Here is a 25,777-nt window from a genome sequence, read left to right as displayed (position 1 = left end):
GGAGGCTAGCCTCCCTTTATACTATTTTTTTACTCCAGCCTTCGCAATTCCACACCTCGGTTGCTACATCCCGATAAAAGTCAGGCTCATGGGATATTAACAGGATTCCGCCACGGTACTCCTTGAGGGCTCTCTTAAGCTCCTCCTTTGCATCTACATCCAGATGGTTTGTAGGTTCATCAAGCAGAAGAATGTTGGTCTCCCTGTTCATTATCTTGCAAAGCCTTACCTTTGCCTGCTCTCCACCGCTAAGAACCATTACCTTTGATTCGATATGCTTTGTCATCAGACCACACTGCGCCAGTGCTGCCCTGATTTCAAACTGGGTCCAACCTGGGTATTCCTTCCACATTTCCTCGATGCAGGTGTTTTGGTTATCACTTGAGGACTCCTGCTCGAAATATCCGATTTCAAGATTCTGTCCAAGCTCCACCTCTCCTGAATAGGAGGGTGTTAGACCTAGGATTGACTTCAAGAGAGTCGTCTTTCCAAGTCCATTGGCTCCGGTTAGGGCAATCTTCTGACCTCTTTCCATCACAAGGTCAAGCGCCTTGGTAAGAGGCTCGTCATATCCTATTACAAGGTCTTTGGTCTTGAAGATTTCCTTCCCTGCAGTTCTTCCCTCCTTGAAGTTGAATTTAGGCTTTGGCTTCTCCTTTGAAAGCTCTATCACATCCATCTTATCAAGCTTTTTCTGTCGGGACATGGCCATGTTTCTTGTGGCTACTCTGGCCTTGTTTCTGCGGACAAAGTCTTCAAGGTCTGCAATCTCCTGTTGCTGCTTTTTGTAGGCAGCCTCCAGCTGTACTTTTTTGGCTTCATACACCTTTTGGAAGTCGTCGTAGTTCCCAACATATCGACTCAGTTCCTGATCCTCTATATGATAGACCAGGTTGATCACGCTGTTGAGGAACGGTATATCGTGGGAGATAAGCAGGAATGCATTTTCATAATCATTCAAATACCTTTTCAACCATTCAATATGGTCTTCATCAAGGTAGTTGGTAGGCTCATCCAGCAAAAGGATATCAGGCTTCTCAAGAAGAAGCTTTGCCAACAGAACCTTGGTTCTCTGTCCTCCGCTGAGCTGATTGACCTCCTTGTCAAGGCCGATGTCCGTAAGGCCAAGTCCCCTTGAGGTTTCATCTATTTTTGAGTCTATGATGTAGAAGTCATTGTGGTCCAGGATATCCTGGATGGTGCCAACATCCTCCAGCATTTCAGCCAGCTCATTCTCGTCCACATCGGCCATCCTCATGTATAGGTTTTGCATCTCTTCCTCCAGATCGAAAAGGTACTTGAAGGCTGTCTTAAGAACATCCTTAATTGTCATGCCCTTTTGGAGGACAACATGCTGGTCCAGATAACCAACCCTAACCCTTTTTGCCCACTCCACCTGACCCTCATCAGATTCAAGCTTACCTGTTATTATATTCATAAAGGATGATTTTCCTTCTCCGTTGGCCCCAACCAAGCCTACATGCTCTCCTTTAAGGAGGCGGAAGTTGACATCCTTCAAAATATCACGGCCACCAAAGCTGTGATTGAGATTCTTTACAGTTAAAATACTCATTGTATGCTCCTTTCAATTAATACTCAGATGATTATAACATGACTGAGGGAAAAAATTAAATCATTTAAGAAAATTTTCGAATGATTTTACATTATAGCCTCCAGGTTTATGGCAGGACTGACTAGGGTATAGTTAAACTGAATTTTAATATACCAGTAAGGGGATTATTTTTAGGATAACGTTTACACAACCTATGGTATGACTTACAATTAATATGGAATTATTATTAATAGCCAAAACGAGGAGGAGTAAGATTATGAAACCATCAATCAATGAAAAACTGTCACTGATAGGAGTGGCAATGGATCTGGGAGCGGGAACACCTGGTGTCAGCCTGGGACCAGCTGCCCTGAGGTATGCAGGGGTAGTTGAAAGGCTCCAGAAAATAGGATACCAGGTGGAAGACAAGGGTGATATTGTCGCTGATAGAAAAGCAGTGTCATCAACTCCTGGAACAAACCTTAAGAATCTGGACGAGGTTGCAAGGGTAAACTCAGAGCTATGCAAAACAGTTGAGCAGGAGATGGCTTCAGGAAGGTTTCCTCTTGTCATAGGGGGGGATCACAGCATAGCTATTGGGACAATAGCAGGTGTTCTACAGCACAAGAAAAACCTTGGGATAATCTGGATTGATGCACATGGAGATATGAATACAGGAGAAACATCCCCATCAGGGAACATACATGGAATGCCTTTGGCGGTAAGCTTGGGTATGGGACATGAAGTGCTCACTTCAATAGGGGGCAAGGAAAATAAGATTGATCCCAAAAATGTGGCTTTGATAGGTTGCAGAGACCTGGATGCAGGTGAGCGTGAGGTGTTGAAAGAGCTTGGGATAACGGTGTTTACAATGCATGAGATAGACAAGTGGGGTATGACCATGGTCATGGAAAAGGCCATAGAAATTGCCACTGACGGTACAGACGGCTTCCACGTAAGCTTCGATGTTGACAGCTTGGACCCTGCTTATATTCAAGGAACTGGAACAAGGGTCCCGGGAGGCTTGACATTCAGGGAGAGCAACCTTGGGCTTGAGCTGATTGCCCAGACAGGTAAGATGGTCAGTGCGGAGTTTGTTGAGGTTAATCCCTTGATTGACAACAAGAATCAGACGGCGCAGGCGGCAGTTACATTGATGGGCTCCCTGTTGGGAGAATGGTTGATTTAATTTAAGGATAGAAAAAAAGCTACTGGGAGGTAAACTCTCCAGTAGCTTTTAACCTGTGCAATATTATGCAAGTTTCTTTGAGAATATGGCAAGAAACACGATCAGAGCAAGTCCGAACAGCATCAGACCAGTCTGTGTAACTGATATTATTCCAGCCACAGCTACAAAGGATATGGCAATGGGAATAACGTATTTAATCAGATTGTACCATACATTGAAGAGGCCAAAGCTTATCTTGCCTTGGTTGGTTAGCTCGTCCCTTAGGTCCTCCTTATTCATAAACCAGCCAACGAACACTGATATCAGTAAGCCACCTATGGCAAGGAAGATTTTGTCAGTAAGGATGTCGAAGAAATCGAAGAATCCTACCCCAAGGATTGAAACTCCGCTCATTGCTCCAAGTGAAAGGGATGCAAGGGTATTTGTTACAACCATGGAAGCACCAATTCCATAAACGGCCTTTTTACGGTCCATTCCCCTCTCGTCTATGAAGTAAGCTGTTACAGTTTCCAATAGGGATATTGAGGATGTTAGTGCAGCTACCGCCAGAGCTATGAAAAACAGGGTAGAAAATACTGGACCTAAAACTCCCATATGGGCAAAGATGGTTGGTACCACAACAAATACAAGTCCGGCTCCCGCTGTAGGCTCTAGTCCAAATGCAAAAAGTGCTGGGAATATTGCCAAGCCCGCTAGTATGGCTACCAATGTATCCATAGATGTTATTATGAATGCATTCTGTGGCAGGTTTTGGTCTTTTCCCAGATATGAGCCGTATGTCAGCATGATGCCCATTCCAAGGCTAAGTGAGAAAAATGCCTGTCCTAAGGCTGCCAGGAATGTTGTGGCTGTAACCTTGCTGAAGTCGGGCTTTAAAAGAAAGTCGATGCCATCCCCCGCGCCAGGAAGGGTTACACTTCTTATTGCCAATAGAACCAAGAGTGCAAAAAGCATTGGCATTAGAACTTTTCCGGCTTTTTCAATTCCAGCTGCAATTCCTTTGGCTACGATTGTGATATTCATTGCCAGAAAGAGTAGCATCCACAATAATGGTTCAACTGGATTGGATATAAAGATCCCAAATGCATCTGGTATGGTATCAGGAGTTGCCAATATACCCGAAAGAGACTTGACAATATATGCCAGGGACCAACCTCCAACTACTGGATAGAAGCCGAGTATCAGGAATGCTGAAAGCACCCCCAGAACTCCTACGAAGGTCCAGTTTCGGTTTTGACTCTTCAGTGCCCCTACAGCTGCCAGACTGGTTTTTCTTCCCAGTGCCAATTCGGCTGTCATTACACTGATTCCAATAACAAATACAAATCCCAGATAAATTAAAATAAATGCTCCACCACCGTTTTCGCCGGCAGTATAGGGGAAACGCCATATGTTACCAAGGCCTACGGCAGAACCTGCTGCAGCCATGATAAAACCAAGGCGGGATCCCCAGTTTTCTCTTTGTTGTTGCATATGATCCCTCCTAAAAATTAGTTGTAATGATAATTTAAATGTCATGTGCAAGAGACTCCCCCTACACAAGACGTCTAAAATATATACATATTTTAGACGCAATACACAGTGTATCATACAAAAATACAATCTACAAGCTATTTTCCGAATTGTCAAATAATTAACTAAATTAGATAATTAATGTAACCCGATACAGTGTGAAATACAGACTAAAGAAGTAATTATTAAAAAAACTTAAAAAATTAAGTTGCTTTTTTCTCTTCTAGCATATATACTTGATAAGGTTAACAACAAGGAGGAAAATTATTTTAATGGAAAAACTAAGATTCGAAGAAATGCAATTGTCAGAGGAAATCAAAAAGGCTGTAAGGACCATGGGTTTCGAGGAAGCCTCACCGATACAGTCACAGGCCATACCATTACTTATGGAGGGCAAGGACATAATCGGGCAGGCACAGACAGGAACAGGTAAAACGGCTGCCTTTGGCATTCCCATATTGGAGAAGGTCAATACAGATGATAAGTCAGTGCAGGCACTGATACTGTGTCCCACAAGGGAGTTATCAATACAGGTGTCCCAGGAAATCAGCAAACTGGGCAAGTTCAAGAAGGGCTTGAATATACTTCCGGTATACGGAGGTCAGCCTATTGACAGACAGATAAAGGCTCTGAAAAAGGGAGTTCAAATAGTGGTAGGTACCCCGGGAAGGGTTATTGACCACATAAACAGGAGAACCTTGAAGCTGGGCGGATTGAGTATGATGATACTTGACGAGGCGGATGAAATGTTTGACATGGGATTCAGGGATGACATTGAACTTGTAATAAACAAGATACCTGAAGAGAGACAGACAATATTCTTTTCAGCTACAATGCCTCCTGAAATCAGGAGATTTGCTGAAAGGTACCAGACAAATCCGGAATTTATAAAGGTAGTTCACAAGGAAATGACGGTTCCAAGGGTGGAACAGGCATACTTTGAGCTGAAGCAGCACATGAAGACAGAAATACTGAGCAGGCTTATTGATATAAACAATCCAAAGCTTACAATTGTTTTCTGCAACACAAAGAGAAAGGTTGATGAGCTTGCTGGAGAGCTCCAGGCCAGAGGATATTCCGTCGATGCACTTCACGGAGACCTAAAGCAGAATCAGCGTGACAATGTTATGGGTAAGTTCAGGAAAGGAACCATTGACATCCTGGTTGCGACGGATGTTGCTGCTAGGGGCTTGGATGTTGACGATGTTGACATGGTAATAAACTACGATATCCCACAGGATGAGGAGTATTACGTGCACAGAATCGGCAGAACCGCAAGGGCCGGTAGGGATGGAGCCGCTTTCAGCTTTGTTTCAGGCAGGGAGATCTACAAACTTAAGGACATTCAAAAATACACCAAGACAAAAATAGAGAGAAGAGACCTGCCAACCTTGAAGGATATCAAGGAGCAGCATACTGACACTATTCTTGGGAAGATCAGGGAGGCAATTGATTCAGAGGATATTGCAAAGCACTCCTCAATGATAGACACACTGCTTCAGGAGGAATACAATTCCTTTGACATCGCCAGCGCACTTTTGAAGATGTACCTTGAGGAAAACAAGCTGATGGAAAACCACCAGGAGCTGGACATGGTTGATACAGCCAAGAAGTACAAGTCAAAGGGTACCAGCACAAGGGTTCATGTAAACGTTGGAAAACAGCAGGGAATAAGCCCGAGACACTTGCTTTCAGCCATATTCCAGGAGACTGGACTAAGCAAGAAGCTTATTGGTAACATCGATGTGTACGATAAGTTCACATTTATGGAGATTGAGGGTAACTATGCTGATGTGGTCATGAATGGACTCAATGGCAAGACAATCAAAGGCCATAAGGTCAAGATTGAAAGAGCCAGCGAAAAGAAGAACAAAAGAAAATAATCCTTTAAAAAGCAACAGCCACAGGACCTTGTCCTATGGCTGTTTTTTGATGGTTGCTCGGAGGTAATAAACAAAACAGAATAAAATTCTGGTTGACAAGATTGATTATTCAGAATAAACTTATGGAAAACGTGTGTCAATTTTGTGGGAGGTTTTTTATGTCTGAAACAATACTGTCCGTTGAAAGGGCATTGGATTTACTGTTGCTTATGTACAGAAATGGCCATGGAATGGGGGTTTCTGAAATAGGCAGAGAATTGGATTTACATAAAAGTACTGTTCACAGAATTCTTGCGACCCTTGAAAAGAAGGGATTTGTCTACAAGAATGAGAAGGATGAAAAATATTGGTTTGGACTAAAGATATATGCAATGGGTCTTCTTATAGGTGAGAAGCTGTCCTTGGCTGAAGTAATAAGACCTTTTGCAAAGAAATTGTTTGATGAATTTGGAGAGGTAGTTAATGCATCGATTCTAGACAGAGATCCTGAGGGAGGCTACAGAAGCATTATTATCCTTAAGGAATCTGATAACGACAAGGTTTTGTCCGTAAATCCCAACGTAGGATCCAGCACAGAGCCCTATTCATCATCAGTTGGAAAGTGTCTTTTGGCATACAACAGTGAAGTAGACTGGGATGAGCTTTCAGGTATGGAATTTAGGAAGCATACTCCAAGTACAATAGATAACTATGAAGACCTGGTTAAGGAGCTAATTGAAACAAGAGAAAAGGGCTATGCAATTGATAATGAGGAGCAGGAGATAGGTCTTTATTGTATAGGCGCGCCAATACTTGACAGAAATGGAGAGGCTGTCGCTGCCATAAGCATATCGGGACCCACGGCTAGGATGAAGAATGACAAGATTCAGGAAAAAATTGAAAAATTGTTGGAGATATCGGATCTAGTAAGCAAAGAAGTTGTACAGATAAGGTAAAAAGAAGGTTCTGAAAGTCCTTTGGGGCAAAGAACTTTTCTTTACGGTTTAATATCGGAACGATGTTCCGAAAAAAGGAGGATAAAATGAAAAAATCGAAGGATTACTCACGACATAAAGTCTTGTGGGCTGCTGTAACACTAAATTTCATATCAGGGTTAATCTACATGTGGAGCGTTATAAGCAAAGCATTGATAGAAAATCATGGCTTTTCCAGCAAACAGGCATCCTTGCCTTATACGGCATTTACAATATCTTTTGTGATCGCCATGGTGGTATTCGGAAAGCTGCAGGATACCAAAGGGCCAAGAGCAATTGCAAGTCTTGGTGTGGTTTTGATGGGTTCAGGACTCATACTTTCAGGAATGTTCATGAGCCCGGTATGGTTGGTCCTGACAATGGGAATAATCACAGGTACAGGAATAGGGATAATAAATGCATCCACGTCACCTCCAGTAGTCAAATGGTATCCACCAGAAAGAAAGGGAAAGGTACTGGGAATTGTAGTGGCAGGGGCTGGATTGTCATCAACCCTATATTCACCTTTGACCAACAAGCTCATAAATGGCATAGGCGTTGAAAAAACCTTTATTTACATTGGACTGGCTGCCCTGTTTGCATCAGCTGTTTTGGCCCAGTTTCTAAGGAATCCTCCTAAGGTCTATCAGGAAGGGAGTTCCAATATAAATAAACAGATGCACGATTCATTTGATATTGGGTGGAGGGATATGGTCTGCACCCCAGGATTCTATAAACTCTGGCTTATGCTTGGTCTTTCAGCGTCTGCTGGACTCATGATCATAGGGCATATCACCAACATCGCAAAAGTTCAGGCAGGATGGGAGGGAGGTTTTCTCCTGGTTATACTTATATCGATATTCAACACTGCCGGAAGGATAATTGCAGGGAGGTTGTCCGATAGGATGGGAAGGGTGAACCTAATGAAGATGGTATTTGGGATCCAGGCACTGAATATGCTACTCTTCCAGTACTATTCCACACCAGGGACCCTGGCAATTGGTGTTGCCGTGACTGGAGCCTGTTACGGAGCCGCATTTCCTCTTTTCCCTTCAATAGTCACGGATATATATGGCTTGAATAACTTCGGCATCAATTATGGACTTGTATATACAGGTTGGGGTCTTGGTGGAACAATCGGACCAATGGTTGCAGCAGTCATGTTCGACTCATTGTCAAGCTACAGGCTTGCATTTGTTTCTGCTTCTGTCCTTATGATAATGGCTCTTGGTATTGCAGCAACATTTAATCCCGCAAGGGAAGGAAGATTGAAAGCTATTGATGCATAAAATAAACGTTTTAAGAGGAGGGAATCATGTTAATATTGACAATCAATCCAGGTGGGACATCTACAAAGATAGGATTGTTCCAGGGGGAAAAAGAGGTTTTTAAAAAGAGTATTTCTCACATACAGGAAGATTTGGAAAACTATGAAACGGTATTCCATCAGTTCGCCTTCAGGAAGTCACTAATTGAAAAGGCTCTTGCAGAGAACAACTACTCTTTGGATCAGCTGGGCTGTGTGGTGGGTAGGGGAGGTTTGATGAAACCTGTGGAAGGAGGGATATATCCTGTAAATGACAGAATGCTACAAGACCTAGAAGGTGCAATCAATGGGGAGCATGCTTCAAATCTGGGTGCTGTCTTGGCAAAGGCCATAGGTGATGAGCTAGGTGTGCCTTCCCTGGTTGTGGATCCCGTGTCTGTTGATGAATTTCAGGATGTTTCCAGAATAACAGGAATATCTGATATTGAAAAGGCAAGTTGGCTACATTCATTGAATCACAAAGCTGTTGCAAGAAAAACCGCAGCAAAATTAGGAGGTGATTACAAGGACTTTAACTTCATTGTTGCTCATCTTGGGTCTGGAATATCAATTGTAGCCCATAAGAGGGGGAAGATGATAGATGGAAGTGGTGGACGAAGCGATGGGCCATTTTCACCTGAAAGAAGTGGCGGTCTTTTGGCATATCCCCTGGTAAAGCTCTGTTATTCAGGAAAGTATACAGAATCTGAAATGATAGACAAAATAAGCAATACCGGTGGAATGTATGATTATCTTGGAACCAAGGACATGATTGAAATTGAGGGAATGATCGAGTCAGGCCACAAGAAGGCAAGATTGGTAATGGATGCTTTTGTCTACCAGGTATCAAAGGAGATCTCAATGTATGGAGCTACCCTCTCAGGACAAGTGGATAGGATAATACTGACAGGAGGAATTGCCTACTCAAGTCACGTTGCAAGTGAAGTCTCCAAGATGGTTTCTTATCTTGCCCCAGTTGAGATAATTCCTGGAGAGATGGAAATGGAAGCTTTGGCACTGGGTGCAATCAGATATTTTACAGGTCAGGAGACACCAAAGGAGTATGTATAAAGGAGGGTGTAAATGATAAAAGATTTTAAGGAACTGATTGAAAGGGCCAGTAGGCAGGACAGGGTGACCATTGCAGTAGCGGGAGCACAGGATGCAGAGGTTATAGAGGCTGTCAGCATGGCTGAAAACTTGGGTCTGGTGGAGCCCATACTTGTAGGTAATAAAGGCGAGATTGAAAAGATAGCCAATGGAATGGGACTTTCAAACTATAGGGTTATCCATGGAGAAACCCCTGAGGAGTCTTCCTCAGAAGCCGTAAATTTAGTTAGGTCTGGTGAGGCCAAGGTACTTATGAAGGGATTCGTCAATACAAGCATCTATCTCAGGGCGATTCTTGACAAGGCCAATGGCCTTAGAACTGGCAGACTCTTGTCACTCCTGGCTGCCTATGAGATTCCACAATATCATAAATTGCTTTACTGCACGGACAGTGGAGTGAACCCAAGCCCTGATCTTGAGCAGAAAAAGGTTATTCTACAGAACTCCCTAATGGCACTTCAGGGCTTTGGGATGGAGATGCCAAAGGTTGCAGCACTTGCAGCCAATGAAAATGTGGACCAGAAAATCCAGTCCACAGTGGATGCGGACGGTTTGGTTAACATGGCAAAGAGAAACGAAGTGGAAAGATGCATAATTGAAGGACCAATGGCATTTGACGTTGCCTTTGACCCTAAGGCTGCTGCCCACAAGGGGATTGACAGCAAGATCACTGGAGATGTCGACCTTCTGTTATTTCCAAACATGGAGACTGGAAATTCCCTGGGTAAGTCATGGCTTCTGTGGAATAATGCCAAATGGGCAGGTATAATCCTTGGGGCATCTGCACCTGTGGTTCTTGGGTCAAGATCAGATACAGCGGAAATAAAATTGAATTCAATAGCACTGGCGTGTTTAGCATCAAACATCAAAGAAAGGGGGAATTAAAAATGAATTATGCTAACAGAATGAATGATTTAAAACCATCTGACATTAGGGAGGTAATGAAGCTTATAGCCTCAAATCCAGGAACCATATCCTTTGCGGGGGGACTGCCGGATCCTGACCTTTTCCCTAGGGAAGAGATGAGGAAAGCAACGGATAAGGTAATGAGAGAAAGCCCCCATGTGGCACTTCAGTATGGTCTTACCCTTGGACGGATATCCTTGAGGGAAAAAATTGCCGGACTGATGAAAAGGGAGGGTGTGGAAGCAGAGGTTGAGAACATAGCTGTCACAACCGGTTCACAGCAGGCCATTACCATTGCGGCAATGATGTATATGGAAGAGGAGGATGTGATTATTACGGAAAATCCTTCATACCTTGGAGCCATATCAGCCTTTAAACCTTTTTCAACCAATATAATTGGTGTTGACGGTGATGAGGAAGGAATGATGATCGACCAGCTTGAACAGGCCATAAAGAGGACACCCAAGGCTAAACTTATATATGTAATTCCAAACTTCCAGAATCCCACAGGGAGGACATGGTCATTGGAAAGAAGAAAGGCACTGCTGGAAGTGGCAAAAAGACATGATCTTATTGTACTGGAGGACAATGCCTACGGTGAAGTGAGGTTTGAAGGTGATCGGATACCATCCATCAAGTCCATGGATACTGAGGGGAGAGTACTATACTTCGGTTCCTTTTCAAAGATACTCTCACCTGGATTAAGAGTCGGATGGGTATGCGCTGACAAGGGAATAATTGGAAAATACGAACTGGTTAAAAACGGAATGGACCTGCAGTCAGCTGAACTTGCACAAATGCAGGTTGATGGGTTTCTTGAGAGCAATGACCTGGATGAACACATTGGAAAAATCAACAGTGTGTACAAAATGCGCCGTGACCTGATGTTGAAAACCATAAAAAAAGAATTTCCTGAGGATGCCAAGTATTATTATCCCAAAGGCGGAATGTTTATATGGGTGGAACTGCCATCTCATATGAACACCAGGGAACTTCTACATAGAGCCATAGAAAGAAAAGTCGCCTTTGTACCTGGAGGATCTTTCTATCCTGAAGGAGGCTGTGAGTCGTCCATGAGACTAAACTTTTCAACTATGCAGAATGAAAAGATAGTGGATGGAATCAAAATATTGGGAGAGCTGCTGAGGGAAAGCATATAGTGAGGAGCAATCCTGGAAAACATAAGGGGAGGAATTGAAATGGGTGAAAGAGCAACAACTGAAAAGAAAGGAATGGTCTTGACCACGCCAGAAAGATGCAAACACTGCGGTCTTTGCCTTAAAGCATGTCCCAAGGATGCCATATCCTTTGCTGAAGACATTAATCAGGCGGGATATCAATATACCGTGATTGACCATGAAAAATGTATAGTATGCGGAATGTGTTATGTAACTTGCCCTGATTTTGTTTACGAGATCAAGGCATATTAACTAGAAATGGAGGGAATGTAATGTCAGATATGATCAAAGGAAATGAAGCTATAGCAGAAGCGGCCATAAGGGCAGGTGCAAGGCTCTATGCAGGGTATCCCATCACACCATCCACGGAGATTATGGAATATATGTCTTGGAGGATGGAAGAGGTGGGAGGTACATTTATTCAGGCAGAGTCTGAAATTGCCGGAATAAACATGATCATTGGAGGAGCTGCTTGTGGTGTAAGGTCAATAACTGCATCATCGGGACCAGGAATAAGCCTCAAGCAGGAAGGAATGACAACCCTTTCGGACGAACAGCTACCAGCGGTTGTTGTAAATACGGTTAGATATGGAAATGGGATTGGGACACTTCTCTCAGCTCAGTGTGATTACCATAGGGAAACAAGAGGGGGTGGAAACGGAGACTACAGATGCATCGTTCTTTGCCCGGACAGCATTCAGGAAGCAGTTGACTTGACTGTACTTGCCTTCGATTTGGCCGAGAAGTACAGGATGGTTTCGGTTCTTATGACAGAGGGAGCTTTGGCGCAAATGATGGAACCTGCAGTAATGCCTGAAATGAGGGAAACAAAGAGATTTCCTTGGGGATTTGATGGAAAGTATACCAATAAGAAAATTGGGATATTTGAAAGAAACAGCCTGACAGAGGCGGTTGAACTGAATGAAAAATACAGGTCAGTCAAGGAGAATGAACAAAGGTGGGAATCCGGATACCTTGAGGATGCAGAGTATGTTTTTGTATCATATGGACTTCCTGGAAGATCCACAATTGGTGCTGTTGAAGAGCTAAGAAAAGAAGGCTGGAAAGTAGGATTCATAAGGCCCATAATCGCCTGGCCCTTTCCGGAGAAGGCCTTCATGGAAGTTAACCCTGAGGTCAAAGGATTTGTCACAGTGGAAGCAAACGCCACAGGTCAAATGGTAGAGGATGTTGCATTGACCGTCAAGAAGATATTAGAAAAAAATGTTCCAGTCTATTGCAATCCACATGTATATGGAGTCCCAGCAATCGGGAGTATAAAAAAGGACTTCCATAGGCTTGTATCTGGAGAAATTAAGGAGGTATATTAATGGCAATTTCAAGAAAAGTTCCTGAACTGATAGACAAACAAAATGGGTTTTGCCCTGGTTGTGGTCATGGAATAGTGACAAGGCTCATAGGCGAGTGCCTACAGGAGCTTGGGCAGGAGAACAATGTGATTTTCGGTATAGGAGTAGGCTGCTCAAGCCTTTTGGGTGCGGTGGTTCAGGCAGACAGACTTCATTGTTCCCACGGTCGAGTAGGTGCTGTTGCTACTGCCATGAAAAGGGTAAACAGTGATAACCTTGTAATCGCATATCAGGGAGATGGGGATGCGTACAGTATCGGAATAGGTGAAACCACCAGTGCAGCCTATAGAAACGAGAGATTCACCGCTATCATCATAAACAATACCAATTATGGGATGACCGGGGGACAAATGAGCAATACAACCATGCCAGGTCAAAAAACTTCTACAAGTATCCATGGTAGGGATTGTTCAGTTACGGGAATGCCAATAAGATTCCCCGAACTCGTTGCCACACAGTTTAATCCTGCCTACTCAGCCAGGGGAAGTGTCCATAATACAGTAAACATAACCAAGACCAAAAAGTATATCAAGAATGCCTTGGAAGCACAGATAAACAAAGAAGGCTATTCAGTTGTGGAAGTGCTTTCACCATGTCCAACAAACTGGGGATTAAACCCTGTGGATTCCATGGAAAGGATTGTAGGGGAACTTATACCATACTTTCCACTGGGTGAGTTTAAATCAAGGGAGGCGAAATAAATGAAAGAAATAGTATTTGCAGGCTTTGGTGGGCAGGGAGTACTAACCGCAGGTCTTCTATTGTCACAGATGGCCCTCTACAAGGGGTACAAGGCCACATGGATGCCTCAGTACGGGTCAGCTATGAGAGGCGGCACAGCAAACTGCACCGTGAAGTTTGATCAGGGAAGAATATACAATCCATCAATGGAGCAGCCCGACATTGTACTGGCAATGAATCTACCTGCCTTCAACAAGTTCATAGGAACAATCAGACCCGGGGGAACAATTGTTGTGAATTCAGATATGGTGGAGATTCCACAGGATGTCAGAGAGGATATAACTGTAATTGAGGTACCCTGTCTGAAAATGGCAAAAGAGCTGGGCAACATTCAGAGTGCCAATATAATCATGGCTGGAGTCATAGTTAGGGAAAGCGGTTATTTCAGCGAGCAAGAGGCAATAGATGGAATGAATGACATGTTCCGGAAAAAAGGGAAGGAAAAATTCGAGCAGATCAATACACAGGCTCTTAAATTAGGCTTTTCTTACACTCAGAATTGACCTTGTAAACAGCCAGAAAAAATATACTTAAGAGGAGTGATCCTATGTCTAGTAACAAAAGTAATGCAATTCTTGGAAGAGGAGACCTGGTGGCAATGGCCATTGGTAACGTGATCGGAGGAGGAATAATGTCTCTCCTGGGCATAGCAATAGGTCTTACTGGAAAGTCCATTGTAATTGCCTTGATGGTATGCTCTGTTATGGTTCTGCTTTCTTCTTTGCCTCAGATATTTTCGGCAGCTACCATAAAGATGAACGGTGGCTTCTATACTCAGGCGTCCCTGTTTGGAGGTAAATGGTTTGGAGGGGTATATTCTGTAGTGTTCATATCATACTTCTTCAGCGCATCCCTATATGCCTTGGCATTTGGAAGCTATGTGCTAAGCTTTATTCCCGGGGCAAACATACAGCTTGTGGCCATGATTGTACTGACTGGACTTGTCATAATAAATCTCTTGGGGGTTCAGGTGGCAGCAAAAGCCCAGTACATGATGGTGATACTTCTTACAGTTGCACTTTTGGCATTCGGTGGCTATGGAATATTCCATGTAAAGCCGGACTTCATGGGTGGTCCTGATTTTATGCTTAATGGATTTTCGGGGATAATGTCAGCAGCTGCATTGATGAGCTTTGCAACAATTGGATCAACATTTATTGTAAATTTCAGTGGTCAATGCAAGAATCCCACCAAGGATATACCATTCGCAATAATAGTAAGCACCATAGTGGTTACTGGACTGTATGTTCTCGTTGCAGTTGTCGCTGCAGGGGTTCTTCCGATTTCTGAGGTTGCTGGGAAATCTCTTGCAGTTACGGCCTATGAGGTGCTTCCTTATCCGGTTTATATTTTCTTTATAGTATTTGGAGCTATGACGGCACTTGTCACATCCCTAAATGCACTGCTAGGCTGGATAACTCCACCAATTGTTCAGGCCTGTGAAGATGGATGGTTCCCCAAATTTCTCGGAACAAAGAACAAGAGGTTCAACACACCTCATTACATACTGATGATAATATATTCCCTGGCAGCTTCAATCATACTGCTTGGATGGGATATAGGAAGTGTAGCGAATGTTGGGAACTTCCTCTCCAATGTTGTAATGACAGTGGTAATTATTGCCTTGGTGAGAATGCCGGATGTGATTCCTGACCTTTGGAGCAAGTCGTCGTTTCACATAAATGATAGATTATATAAGGTGTTGGCATTGATTGGAGCATCCATGACGATAATCTTCTGCTACTATCTGGCCATAGAGCTAACTAGGGCAGAGGTTATTGGAACATTAATATACCTTGTGGTAGCTTTTGCATACCCTGGCTTGAGGATGAAAACAAAAGAGGGAATATTCATTAATACAAGCTACGAAAGCGTTTGATACTTGAATACGAAATGAGAAAGAGCCAGCGAAAAGAAGAACAAAAGAAAATAATCCTTTAAAAAGCAACAGCCACAGGACCTTGTCCTATGGCTGTTTTTTGATGGTTGCTCGGAGGCCTTTTTCTTCCTTGCGAAAAACTCTCTTGAAATTCGGTATGTGTTTGTATATGGATTGAACTGACAGCAAAAGAGCAATTATCAGGCAGGGCAGACCAAAATCATAATAGATTGTCGCTAAAACTAGGAGTATCAGAAGCCCCAATGTCCCATAGATGATATAGTCAGTTATGATTGTAAGAACCAGTATTATTAACATAGCAAGAATACCAAGCGTCATATTAATTGAAAATAGCATCCCCACAGTTGAGGCGGTTCCCTTTCCACCCTTGAAGTTCATAAAGAAAGGATAGTTGTGTCCAAGAACTACAGCGGCCCCACTAACATAAAGGGGAAGCATGCCATCTGTTGAAATAAGCTGTGGGAACAGGTATCTTACAAGGGTAGCGGCTGCGATGGCCTTTAAAATATCCAGTATGGCAATGGCGACTCCTACCTTTATCCCAAGGGATTGGGCAGCATTGGTTGCACCGGCATTCCTGTTTCCCAGGTTTCTGATGTCAACTTTTTTTACGACTCGCCCATATATGTATGCAAACTGAAGACAACCAAACAGGTAGCCTATGATTATTATGGCCGTATAGGAAAGCATGGAAATCACCTCTCTCATCTAGAATTATACTATATTATAATATTGTAAAATAGAGAAATTGAAACATTTGTTGTATAATATAAGAAATGATGGGGGGAATAGTGATGAAAATGTTTAAGAGCGACAATACTTCAGGTGTCCATCCGAAGATAATGGAAGCTATCATAGATGCAAATGAAGGCTATGCACACGCATATGGAGAAGATGAGACCACAAAGAAGGCTGAAGGAAAAATTCGTGAGCTTTTGGGATGTGAAGCCGACGTGTTCTTTGTGACCACGGGAACTGCAGCAAATGTAATTGGACTGATGGGACTCTTGAGGAACTATGAGGGAATAGTGGCTGCGGAGACTGCACACATAAATGTTGACGAGTGCGGGGCCATGGAAAAGTTTGCAGGAAACAAGATTATTCAGGTGCCAAACCGGGAAGGCAAGATTTCAATAGATGACATAGAGCCGCTTCTTGAGGTCATTGGAGACGAGCACTCAGTTCAGCCCAGGGTGATTTCGATTTCCCAGACGACGGAAATGGGGACCCTTTATACGGTGGAGGAAATAAGGGCATTGGTAGACTTTGCCCATGAGAATAACATGCTTCTCCATGTGGACGGAGCCAGGATTGCAAATGCAGTTGAGGCCCTTGGCACCACACTGAAGGAAATGATCACTGATACAGGTGTAGACCTATTGAGCTTCGGAGGTACCAAGAATGGAATGATGATGGGTGAGGCCATTGTATCCTTGAAGAGTGAATTTGGAAGGGGCTATCTTTTCCATAGAAAGCAGGGAATGCAGCTGGTTTCGAAAATGCGGTACATAAGCGCCCAGTTCATTGCATACCTGGAGGATGACCTTTGGATTGAAAACGCAAGGAATGCAAACCAGATGGGCAAGTATCTGGCAGAGAGAATCTCAGGCCAGGAAGGAGTTAGCCTGTACTCCCCAGTTAGCACCAATATGGTTTTTGCCTTTATGGACAAGGGCCTCATTGAGCACCTTTTGAAGAATTTCAAGTTCTATGTCACAGACCCTTCACAGGGGCAGGTGAGGTTTGTAACCTCCTACGACATCACCAAGGAGGATGTGGACGAATTTGTCGAGTATATAATTAGATACAATAATAAGTAACCATATGAATTTTGGCCAATTGACCACAGTCCATCCCTCGGGATCGCTGTGGTCATATGTTTTTAATGAATTTTGACCTAGGTCAAAGCTTTAATGGGTAAACTATCCTATAATTAAATCAACAAAGAAAACTAAGGAGGAAACATAATGAAAAAAACATACCAACTGGACACACTTACCTGTCCGTCATGTACCATGAAGCTTGAGGGGATGCTTAAGAAGACCGAAGGAGTGAAGGAGTACGAAGTGCTTTTCAACTCCTCAAAGATCAAGCTTGAGTACGATGAAAATGTTGTGGACTCGGAAACCATAAAGAACAACATTGCAAAGCTTGGGTTTGAGGTACTGAAGGAAAAGTAATCACAGGAGGTGAAGATTATGCCAAAGATAAGTAAAAAGCACAGGGTGATCCTAGCGACTCTTCTTGTAGTGACAGCATTTGTCCTAAAGGAAATTTCAGGATATTCCCCAATAACGATCATATTTATGCTGGCGACAGCAATAGTGGCAGGTCTTCCCATATTCAAGAACGCATTTGCCGCACTTAAATACAGGATAGTAGGGATCGATGCCCTTGTCACAATCGCAGTTACAGGAGCCCTTTTCATAGGGGAGTACTGGGAGGCTGCAGCGGTGACCTATCTTTTCATGCTTGGAGATTACCTGGAGTCAAGAACCATTGAAAAGACAAGGTCCTCCATTAAGGCGCTTCTGGACCTGGCACCTGATACGGCCAGGGTGATCAGGGAAGGGATGGAAATCCAGATTGACCCTGAGGATGTGCTTGAAGGGGAAACTGTTATAGTTAAGCCTGGAGAGAAGGTATCCGTAGATGGAACCATAGTTGAAGGAAATGCATATATAAACCAGGCGGCAATCACTGGAGAGTCCCTTCCAATACCAAAGGCCGAGGATGACCAGGTGTTTTCAGGTACGATCCTTGAGTCCGGATATCTAAAGATAAGAGCCGACAGGGTTGGGGATGACACGACCTTTGCCAGGATACTTGAAATGGTTGAGGAAGCTCAGGACAAGAAGGCGAAGACCCAGAAGTTCCTGGAGAAATTCTCAAGGTATTACACCCCTGGAATAATAGTTCTATCAGCCATGCTCTACCTTTTCACAAGGGATCTGGTTCTTTCCCTGACCTTGCTAGTAATAGCATGTCCGGGAGCATTGGTCATATCCACCCCCGTATCAATAGTGGCAGGAATAGGAAACGGTGCAAAACACGGCGTCCTAGTCAAGGGTGGCGAGATCATGGAGAAACTTGGCAAGCTTGAAGTGCTGGCCTTTGATAAGACGGGAACCCTTACAATTGGAAAGCCAGTAGTAACTGAAGTGATAGCAATGGGTATTGAAGAGGATGAACTTCTAAGGATTGCAGCAATAGGTGAAAGCTATTCAGAACACCCACTTGGAAGAGCTGTTATCAACCATGCAAAGGAAAAACTGGGTGAATACAAAGGAACCGTTGATGAGGCTGAAATAATCACCGGACACGGAATCAGGGCAAGGATTGAAGGCAAGGAATATCTACTTGGAAACAGAAAGCTTCTATCAGAAAATGGATATGATCTTAAGGAGGTTGAAGAGATCCTTCAAAATGAGGAAAATAAGGGACAGACTGCCATTATGGTTGGATTTGATAGGAGGATTTTGGGTATCATTGCAATAGCGGATGTTGTAAGGGAGGATGCAAAATTACTGATTCAAAATATCAAATCCCTTGGAATAAAAAAGGTAGTAATGCTCACAGGAGATAATGAAAGGGCAGCAGGGGCCATAGCTCAGGAGCTTGGACTTGATGATTATTATGCCGAACTGCTTCCTCAAGATAAGGTGAGGGTCCTTATGGAGCTTCAGGAAAAATACGGTCCCACGGGCATGGTTGGAGACGGAGTGAATGACGCCCCAGCTCTGGCATCTGCAGACCTTGGAATAGCAATAGGGGGAGCAGGCAAGGATGTGGCCATGGAAACAGCTGATGTGGTGCTGATGTCTGAGGAAATAAGAAAGCTTTCCCATGCCATAGGCCTTAGCAGGGCCACTGTGGCAAATATGAAGCAGAACATATACTTTGCAATCGGAGTGGCGGCATTGCTTCTGATGGGAGTTTTGGTAAAGACCGTGAACCTTTCATTTGGAATGCTTGTTCATGAGATAAGCGTCCTGCTGGTAATAATAAACGCAGTGAGACTTCTTGCATATGGAGACAAGGGAAGGACAAGGAAAAAGGTTTTACAGACTGGAGAATAACTATGAAATGCAACTGCCATGAAAGGGAAGACCAAAATTGCATAGAGCTGGTACCGATTTTCAGTAATCTAACAAAGGATGAGATGTTCGAAATAGCCATGATCACCTGGGAGAAGAGCATTGAAAAGGGTGAAGCCATATACCATGCCGGGGATAGACATGACAGCCTTTATGTAATCCATAAGGGAAGGGTCAAGATCACCAGATTCAGTGAGTCTGGAAAGGAACAGATCCTCCGTATTCTTGGTCCAGGTCAGTTTATGGGAGAGCTGACCCTGTTCTCCAGGGAATTGACTAAGGACAACGCAGTGGCCATGGAAAAGACAATAATGTGCAAGATAGACGGTCAGGACCTGAAGGGACTGATGTCAAGATTCCCATCAATTGCCCTTAAGATATTGGAGGAGCTTAGCCAGAGGCTTGAAAAGGCAGAAACCCTTGTTGAGGACATAAGCCTGTCATCGGTGGAAAGAAGAATTGCAAAAAGTATTATGGACCTGGAAAAAGACGGTCTGGTGCAGCTCCAGATGACAAAGGGGGACTGGGCCTCACATCTTGGTATGAGCCAGGAATCATTGAGCAGAAAGCTTGGGCAGTTTCAGGAGGCTGGAATCATAAGGCTTGAGGGACACAGAAAAATCCATGTCCTGGACATGGAAAGGCTAGAAGAAATAGAATAAAGCCCTTGCGGGCTTTATTCTGGTCTGTACTTGTCCTCCATGATATCCAACATGTTAAGGTATCTGGCCTGGGTTCCGGAAATTGTAGCTTCATTTTCAACCTGGTCACAATCAGCGTCAACCTTTGACTTGATTTCATCTGGAAGCATGTTTTCAGCAAATTTGTACAGCGCTGTATTCTCCTTTTCAATATGCCTGTCAAGAAGGTCTGTGTAGGCAATTGCATTTCCGATGATGTCCAGTCGGGCACGGTCATCGCCTTCCTTGAAGGATTTGTAGCCTGACTCAAGATTTGCAATAAAAAGTCGCCCCTGGTCGTGTTCAATATACATACCTGTGATGGCGCCTGATTTAGCGAGTTTCTCGATTTGTGCGTTCATGGCCTCAAAGAGGATATCCTCCTCCTTGCCGTGATGAAGCTTGTCTGCATAGTTTCTCACAAAATCAATCATCTCGGGAAGATCCTCAAGGTCGTATTTGCCACCTGTCATTATCCTGTAGGAGACTTCCCTGAGGACCTTAAGCATCCTTCGGATGTTTTCGTGTTCCTTTACCATTATTTCAATAGATTTCAAGTTATCACCCCAATTAGTTATTTGTAGTGGAGTTTTTACCCCAAATAAGTGGGGTTTAACATATATACAATTAAAAGGAGGGTTTTTCAATGAGCTTTAAAATTACTGACAAGGTGAAATGGGTAGGTAAGATTGACTGGGAACTGAGGAAATTCCATGGTGACGAGTACTCAACAAACAAGGGTTCTTCCTATAACTCATACCTGGTGAGGGACGAGAAGACTGTCTTGATAGACACAGTGTGGGCTCCCTATGCAAAGGAATTTGTGGACAATCTCAAGAAGGAAATTGACCTTAATGAGATTGACTACATAATCGCCCAACATGGTGAGGTGGACCACAGCGGGTCGCTTCCGCTGCTTCTTAAGGAAATACCTGACACTCCTGTGTATTGTACAAAGAACGGAAAGAAAATACTCCAGGGTCACTATCACGAGGACTGGAATTTCGTAGAGGTCAAGACAGGGGATACCTTGGATATAGGTGAATCAACCCTTACCTTTGTAGAGGCAAGGATGCTACACTGGCCAGACAGCATGATGACCTACATGAGCGGTGAGAATATCCTGTTCAGCAATGACGCATTCGGTCAGCACTATGCTTCTGAATTCTTCTACAATGACAAGGTGGACCAGTGTGAGCTTTGGGAAGAATGCATTAAGTACTATGCCAATATCCTTACACCATTCAGCAAGCTTGTTACAATGAAAATAAATGAAGTCCTGGGATTTGAGCTTCCACTCAGCATGATTGCCACATCCCATGGAGTTATCTGGAGAGACAATCCTGCACAGATTGTTGAGAAATATCTGGAGTGGGCCGACAACTACCAGGAAAATCAGATTTCAATCATTTACGATTCAATGTGGCACGGAACCAGAAGAATGGCTGAGGGAATCATGGAGGGGATCAGAAAGACAGATCCAGAGGTTACAGTGAAGCTTTTCAATGCTGCTATTACAGACAAGAATGACATAATCACTGAAATCTTCAGATCAAAGGGGATCCTTGTGGGCTCATCAACTGTCAACAAGAGCATCCAGCATGCTGTAGGCGGCTTGATGGAAATGGTCAAGGGTCTTGGATTCCAGAACAAGAAGGCAGCAGCATTCGGATCCTATGGCTGGAGCGGTGAGTCAATTGAGATTCTCGAAGGCAAATTGAAGGAAGCCAATTTCGAGATTGCACAGGACGGAATCAAGGTACTGTGGAATCCAAATGATGAAGCCATGGATGAATGCAGGGACTTTGGAAAGAGATTCGCGGAGAACTTCAAGTAAACTAAAGGCGGGGGAGACCCCGTCTATATTTTGCTTTGAAGTTTATATCGTTTTGCCTAATACATCTGGAGAGGAGTGGTGCAATGTATACAGAAAGGCAATATGTACTGTTGTTTTTTGTCTATGGAGCTGCATTCTTTATTATGGGACTTTCGGCACTATTTCAGAGAAATTACAAAGAGAGCAGCTTTAGGCTACTTGGGGCAATCAATTACCTAGGTATTTTTGGAGTACTACATGGAATAACAGAATGGCTGGTAATGTTTAGGATTTCAAATCTATATCCTGAATATAATTTATATCTTGGTATGATTGGGCTCTTTACAAATGTATTATCTTTTATTTTCCTGTGGATGTTTGGACTTAAGCTTTTGGGAATAGGTGATAGAAGAAAGTTCTTGACTGGAAGCTTACCTTGGATTATTTTTGTTGTTTGGATTTTGATGACGATCTACAAGCTTGATGATTCTATTGGTGTGAACTACATTGAAACCCTTATATCTGCTGGGGTCGCCAGCAGGTACTTTATCGGACTTCCCGGGGCCTTGATGACATCCTACGCATTGTTTAAGAATTCAGCAAGAATGAGAGAAATCAAACTTAAAAATGCATCCAATAACCTTATAGGACTGTCAGTGTTTTTTTGCTTGTATGGGATACTTGCTGGACTCTTTGTTGAGAGGAGATCTTTTTTTCCTTCAAATATAATAAACAAGGATTTATATTATAATTTATTCGGTTTTCCTGTGGAGTTGGGAAGGACTATTTTAGCAGTAGGAATAACCATGTTTTTCTTGCTTGCAATTCGGATTTTCCAAAAGGAGACCAGTAAGAAATTAGAAAGATTGACTCAACAGCAGACACTAAGTAACGAGAGAAGACTCATGGCTCAGGAATTGCACGATGTAATAATTCAAAATATATTTGCGTCAGGTCTTCATCTGGAAGGGATAATTGAAATGCAGAATGATCTGAAGATAGCATCTGAACTTAGGGAAGTAAAGGATAATCTTAACGAGACCATAACCCGTATAAGGGGATTCATGAATCAGTTAAGGGACTCAAACCTTCAGATAGAGGATCTAAGATATGAGATTGAGGTTTTTGTTGAAGATCTGAGGAGAAAAACCAATGTGAAGATAGAATTGAGTTGTGATGTAACACAAATTACATTGGGTATTCTTTCCAAGATAAAAATTAATCAAGTTTATTTTATAATCCGGGAAGCATTGCTCAATTCTATAAAGCATTCGGGGGCTGACAGAATAGACGTTAATATTTACACTACTACAGAGTCGGTGGTAGTTAGAGTAGCCGATAACGGAACAGGTTTCATAAAGGATGATTTGATTGATTCCGAAAACTATGGACTTAAGTCAATGGAGGAAAGAGCGGCCAGTGTAAATGGTGTTTTAACAATTGAAAGCAATAGCAAGGGTACGGTAGTTGAGATTTCTGTTTCCTGGGAGGGAATTGATCATGACAGAAAAAAGAATTAATGTAATGTTAGTGGATGACCACGAAATTGTTCGTTATGGACTGCGAGTTTTGATTGATAAAAATAAGGACTTAAGGGTTTGTTGTGAAGCTGGAAATATTCAGGAAGCAGTCAAGCGCTTGGAAGAAATAGAGCCAAATGTGATTCTTCTCGATGTTAAGTTGCCAGATGGTAAAGGAACAGAGGCATGTAGAGAGTTCAAAAGAATCTATCCAGATGTCAAGGTCATAATGCTTACCGCATATACAGATGATTCAATTATAAGTGATTCAATAATGGCTGGAGCGGAAGGGTATCTCCTGAAAAATATTGATGGCAATAGAATTTTGACTGCTATCAGGGATGTTTCTGAAGGAAAATCCATTCTGGATGAGGAAGTAGTAGGAAGTATAATGCACATAGTAAGAAATCCCTTGGAGCACAAAGTGGAGTTGAAACCACAGGAGAAGCAGATTCTGGAGTTGATTAGTCTTGGCAAGACAAACAGGGAAATTGGGAAGACCTTATTCATATCTGAAAGAACAGTAAGGAATAATGTAACCAGGATTTTCAAGAAGATTGATGTCAGCAACAGAACTGAAGCAGCAATATATTGGTCCAGTAGGAGTCAGGAAGTTAGTGAAAATAAATGAAAAGCGCCATGTTAACAAAAAAAGTGACATAAGTACCTAATCTTAAAGGTATTAATATCACTGGTTTTACCATTTGGTCTTATTCCAATTGACTTAGGCTGGTGGGCTCCTTATAATTATGTTTAGTCAAGTTTAATTTTGTTGCTGACAATACATAAATTGAGGAGGAAATGATATTGAAGAAATTAATAATATTAGTAATTATCTTTGCCATGGTTTTTACACTTGTTGGGTGTGCGGGAAGCAATACCGTTCAGGAGGATTTAGAATCAGGTAAAGAACCTGCTGCAATTGAAGAAAAAACTTCGTTGAAAGGAACCTATGTAGGGTACTCATGGAAAGATGAAGCAAAAGGTGTGGAATTTGAAGATGCAACCCAGTATATCGAAACCATACTTAATTTGGACGAAGAAGGTATAATCGAAGATGCAAAGGTAAGATTTTTTGTTATGAAGGATGGATATTGGACGATGCGTCAAAGCGGAAATGCATACGTGGAGTTGGATTATTCAATCGACCCTACACCGGCCCATGGTGGAGAAGAATATAAGGCCGGAGATTCCATGTTTAAAGTATACACATCAGATATGATGGCATTTTATGCAGTGGGAGTAAGTGAAGACAGCACTACTGCTCTTGTAATGGTTGATCCCATTACGAGATACCAATTTGAAATGAAGATTCCTCAGGATTTTGATTTGAGTTTGCCGGTTGGCCAGATGACAATAGGAAGTGGATTGACGGTTCCAACCGTTAGAACAAGCGGTTCTCGTGCAGCAGAGTGGGATGGATTGGCTGAGAACATGATACTTAACATAAGCCCATGGTCACATGTAGTAACAAAGACGGGAGCTCTTGAAGGAATAACTGAAGACTCAACCGTTCAGGAGTTCTTGGAAGCCTTTGGAGTAGAATTTGAGAATGGGACTGCAGTTCCACAAGATGTTATATACGGGTATTATGGTACAGGCGGTTGGAATGGTAACATGAATGCGATAGCTGATTCACTTGTTGGAAAGGATGCGAAAGAGTTTACATCCCTTATAGATTGGTCTGATCCACGTTATGCTGGTGCTATAAATGAAGAAAACGTCTTTGGAGTGGATGTAGCGTCAGGAGCCACGGGGACTGTCCAGAATTCAATGGATACAATCTCCGGAGCGACAGTAAGGGTCTCAAGGGAAGCAACATCATTCCAGAGAGCTCTTGTAGATGCTGGAATACTACAGGAATCGGATGTAATAATTGGTAAATTCTAATAAATATTTGAGTATGTAGTTTCAAACAACATAAAAACGTCTGCAGGGAAAAGACAGCAGGCGTTTTTGTTACGAGTTGGAAAATTTTGATTTTATATCATGAAGATTTAGTTTGTAAGTAAAAAATGTTATCTTATTATGCTCTAAATATGAATAACAGTGCACAACACCGAA

24 protein-coding genes are annotated in these 25,777 nt (G+C 42.9%); 20 read left to right on the top strand and 4 right to left on the bottom strand.

What is annotated here, in order from left to right; translation table 11 throughout:
• Positions 1-16: 16 nt before the first annotated feature.
• On the bottom strand, positions 17-1,573 hold the full coding sequence (locus tag ACKVDP_RS02415) for an ABC-F family ATP-binding cassette domain-containing protein (protein ID WP_409227209.1): 1,557 nt from the start codon (positions 1,571-1,573) through the stop codon (positions 17-19).
• A 256-nt stretch (positions 1,574-1,829) separates the two neighbouring features.
• Between ACKVDP_RS02415 and rocF the strand changes: the two genes are divergently transcribed.
• The gene (rocF, locus tag ACKVDP_RS02410) at positions 1,830-2,741 is read left to right on the top strand and encodes an arginase (protein WP_409227208.1); all 912 of its coding nucleotides are present in this window, start codon (positions 1,830-1,832) and stop codon (positions 2,739-2,741) included.
• Between the two features lie 63 nt (positions 2,742-2,804).
• On the opposite strand, the gene ACKVDP_RS02405 is transcribed toward rocF, so the two are convergent.
• On the bottom strand, positions 2,805-4,214 hold the full coding sequence (locus ACKVDP_RS02405) for a sodium-dependent transporter (protein ID WP_409227207.1): 1,410 nt from the start codon (positions 4,212-4,214) through the stop codon (positions 2,805-2,807).
• Positions 4,215-4,525: 311 nt separating this feature from the next.
• Here ACKVDP_RS02405 and ACKVDP_RS02400 point away from each other — a divergent pair, with 311 nt between their 5' ends.
• The 11 genes from ACKVDP_RS02400 to ACKVDP_RS02350 all read left to right on the top strand — a co-directional run bounded on the left by ACKVDP_RS02400 (position 4,526) and on the right by ACKVDP_RS02350 (position 15,579).
• Entirely contained in the window at positions 4,526-6,136 is a 1,611-nt protein-coding gene (locus tag ACKVDP_RS02400; protein WP_409227206.1) for a DEAD/DEAH box helicase, read from the top strand.
• Between the two features lie 158 nt (positions 6,137-6,294).
• On the top strand, positions 6,295-7,071 hold the full coding sequence (locus ACKVDP_RS02395) for an IclR family transcriptional regulator (protein ID WP_409227205.1): 777 nt from the start codon (positions 6,295-6,297) through the stop codon (positions 7,069-7,071).
• Between the two features lie 86 nt (positions 7,072-7,157).
• On the top strand, positions 7,158-8,378 hold the full coding sequence (locus tag ACKVDP_RS02390) for an L-lactate MFS transporter (RefSeq protein WP_409227204.1): 1,221 nt from the start codon (positions 7,158-7,160) through the stop codon (positions 8,376-8,378).
• Positions 8,379-8,404: 26 nt separating this feature from the next.
• Positions 8,405-9,466: a butyrate kinase gene (buk, locus tag ACKVDP_RS02385; protein WP_409227203.1), complete on the top strand. Its 1,062-nt coding sequence runs from the start codon at positions 8,405-8,407 to the stop codon at positions 9,464-9,466.
• Between the two features lie 12 nt (positions 9,467-9,478).
• Entirely contained in the window at positions 9,479-10,390 is a 912-nt protein-coding gene (locus ACKVDP_RS02380; protein WP_409227202.1) for a phosphate acyltransferase, read from the top strand.
• Between the two features lie 2 nt (positions 10,391-10,392).
• A complete protein-coding gene (locus tag ACKVDP_RS02375; RefSeq protein WP_409227201.1) occupies positions 10,393-11,571 on the top strand; it encodes an aminotransferase-like domain-containing protein in 1,179 nt (392 codons plus the stop codon).
• Between the two features lie 39 nt (positions 11,572-11,610).
• Positions 11,611-11,841: a DUF362 domain-containing protein gene (locus ACKVDP_RS02370; protein WP_409227200.1), complete on the top strand. Its 231-nt coding sequence runs from the start codon at positions 11,611-11,613 to the stop codon at positions 11,839-11,841.
• 20 nt (positions 11,842-11,861) lie between these two features.
• A complete protein-coding gene (locus tag ACKVDP_RS02365) occupies positions 11,862-12,920 on the top strand; it encodes a 3-methyl-2-oxobutanoate dehydrogenase subunit beta (protein ID WP_409227199.1) in 1,059 nt (352 codons plus the stop codon).
• Positions 12,920-13,660 carry a thiamine pyrophosphate-dependent enzyme gene (locus tag ACKVDP_RS02360; RefSeq protein ID WP_409227198.1) on the top strand — a complete coding sequence of 247 codons (741 nt, stop codon included), beginning with the start codon at positions 12,920-12,922 and terminating at the stop codon, positions 13,658-13,660. Before ACKVDP_RS02365 ends, ACKVDP_RS02360 begins: the two co-directional genes overlap by 1 nt.
• Positions 13,661-14,203, top strand: coding sequence for a 2-oxoacid:acceptor oxidoreductase family protein (locus ACKVDP_RS02355; protein ID WP_409227197.1), 543 nt, complete (start codon positions 13,661-13,663; stop codon positions 14,201-14,203).
• A gap of 44 nt (positions 14,204-14,247) precedes the next feature.
• Positions 14,248-15,579: an APC family permease gene (locus ACKVDP_RS02350; RefSeq protein WP_409227196.1), complete on the top strand. Its 1,332-nt coding sequence runs from the start codon at positions 14,248-14,250 to the stop codon at positions 15,577-15,579.
• Between the two features lie 87 nt (positions 15,580-15,666).
• Here the strand turns inward: ACKVDP_RS02350 and ACKVDP_RS02345 are convergent, their stop codons facing one another.
• A complete protein-coding gene (locus tag ACKVDP_RS02345) occupies positions 15,667-16,290 on the bottom strand; it encodes a glycerol-3-phosphate acyltransferase (protein ID WP_409227195.1) in 624 nt (207 codons plus the stop codon).
• Positions 16,291-16,394: 104 nt separating this feature from the next.
• On the opposite strand from ACKVDP_RS02345, the gene ACKVDP_RS02340 reads away from it, so the two are divergent.
• The 4 genes from ACKVDP_RS02340 (at position 16,395) to ACKVDP_RS02325 (ending at position 20,359) form a co-directional block, all read left to right on the top strand.
• Entirely contained in the window at positions 16,395-17,420 is a 1,026-nt protein-coding gene (locus ACKVDP_RS02340; RefSeq protein WP_409227194.1) for a threonine aldolase family protein, read from the top strand.
• A 147-nt stretch (positions 17,421-17,567) separates the two neighbouring features.
• Positions 17,568-17,780, top strand: a complete 213-nt coding sequence (locus tag ACKVDP_RS02335) for a heavy-metal-associated domain-containing protein (RefSeq protein WP_409227193.1) — start codon at positions 17,568-17,570, stop codon at positions 17,778-17,780.
• 18 nt (positions 17,781-17,798) lie between these two features.
• Positions 17,799-19,679: a heavy metal translocating P-type ATPase gene (locus tag ACKVDP_RS02330; protein WP_409227192.1), complete on the top strand. Its 1,881-nt coding sequence runs from the start codon at positions 17,799-17,801 to the stop codon at positions 19,677-19,679.
• 2 nt (positions 19,680-19,681) lie between these two features.
• The gene (locus ACKVDP_RS02325; RefSeq protein ID WP_409227191.1) at positions 19,682-20,359 is read left to right on the top strand and encodes a Crp/Fnr family transcriptional regulator; all 678 of its coding nucleotides are present in this window, start codon (positions 19,682-19,684) and stop codon (positions 20,357-20,359) included.
• Positions 20,360-20,373: 14 nt separating this feature from the next.
• Here ACKVDP_RS02325 and ACKVDP_RS02320 read toward each other — a convergent pair whose 3' ends face one another.
• Positions 20,374-20,934 (bottom strand): hemerythrin domain-containing protein, encoded by a 561-nt coding sequence (locus ACKVDP_RS02320; protein WP_409227190.1) that lies wholly within the window; start codon positions 20,932-20,934, stop codon positions 20,374-20,376.
• 89 nt (positions 20,935-21,023) lie between these two features.
• Here ACKVDP_RS02320 and ACKVDP_RS02315 point away from each other — a divergent pair, with 89 nt between their 5' ends.
• From ACKVDP_RS02315 to ACKVDP_RS02300, 4 genes are all read left to right on the top strand, one after another.
• Positions 21,024-22,214 (top strand): anaerobic nitric oxide reductase flavorubredoxin, encoded by a 1,191-nt coding sequence (locus ACKVDP_RS02315; RefSeq protein WP_409227189.1) that lies wholly within the window; start codon positions 21,024-21,026, stop codon positions 22,212-22,214.
• A gap of 83 nt (positions 22,215-22,297) precedes the next feature.
• Complete coding sequence (locus ACKVDP_RS02310; protein WP_409227188.1) at positions 22,298-23,713, top strand: sensor histidine kinase; 1,416 nt, start codon at positions 22,298-22,300, stop codon at positions 23,711-23,713.
• Complete coding sequence (locus ACKVDP_RS02305) at positions 23,694-24,344, top strand: response regulator transcription factor (protein ID WP_409227187.1); 651 nt, start codon at positions 23,694-23,696, stop codon at positions 24,342-24,344. Before ACKVDP_RS02310 ends, ACKVDP_RS02305 begins: the two co-directional genes overlap by 20 nt.
• A 176-nt stretch (positions 24,345-24,520) precedes the next feature.
• Entirely contained in the window at positions 24,521-25,603 is a 1,083-nt protein-coding gene (locus ACKVDP_RS02300) for a hypothetical protein (RefSeq protein ID WP_409227186.1), read from the top strand.
• Positions 25,604-25,777 lie beyond the last annotated feature (174 nt).

Origin of the sequence: Gudongella ferriphila (assembly GCF_046224405.1) — a bacterium.
Classification (GTDB): Bacteria; Bacillota; Clostridia; order Tissierellales; family Tissierellaceae; genus Gudongella.
The sequence above is the reverse complement of the archived record's forward strand: the minus strand, read 5'-3'. Positions and strand labels throughout refer to the sequence as shown.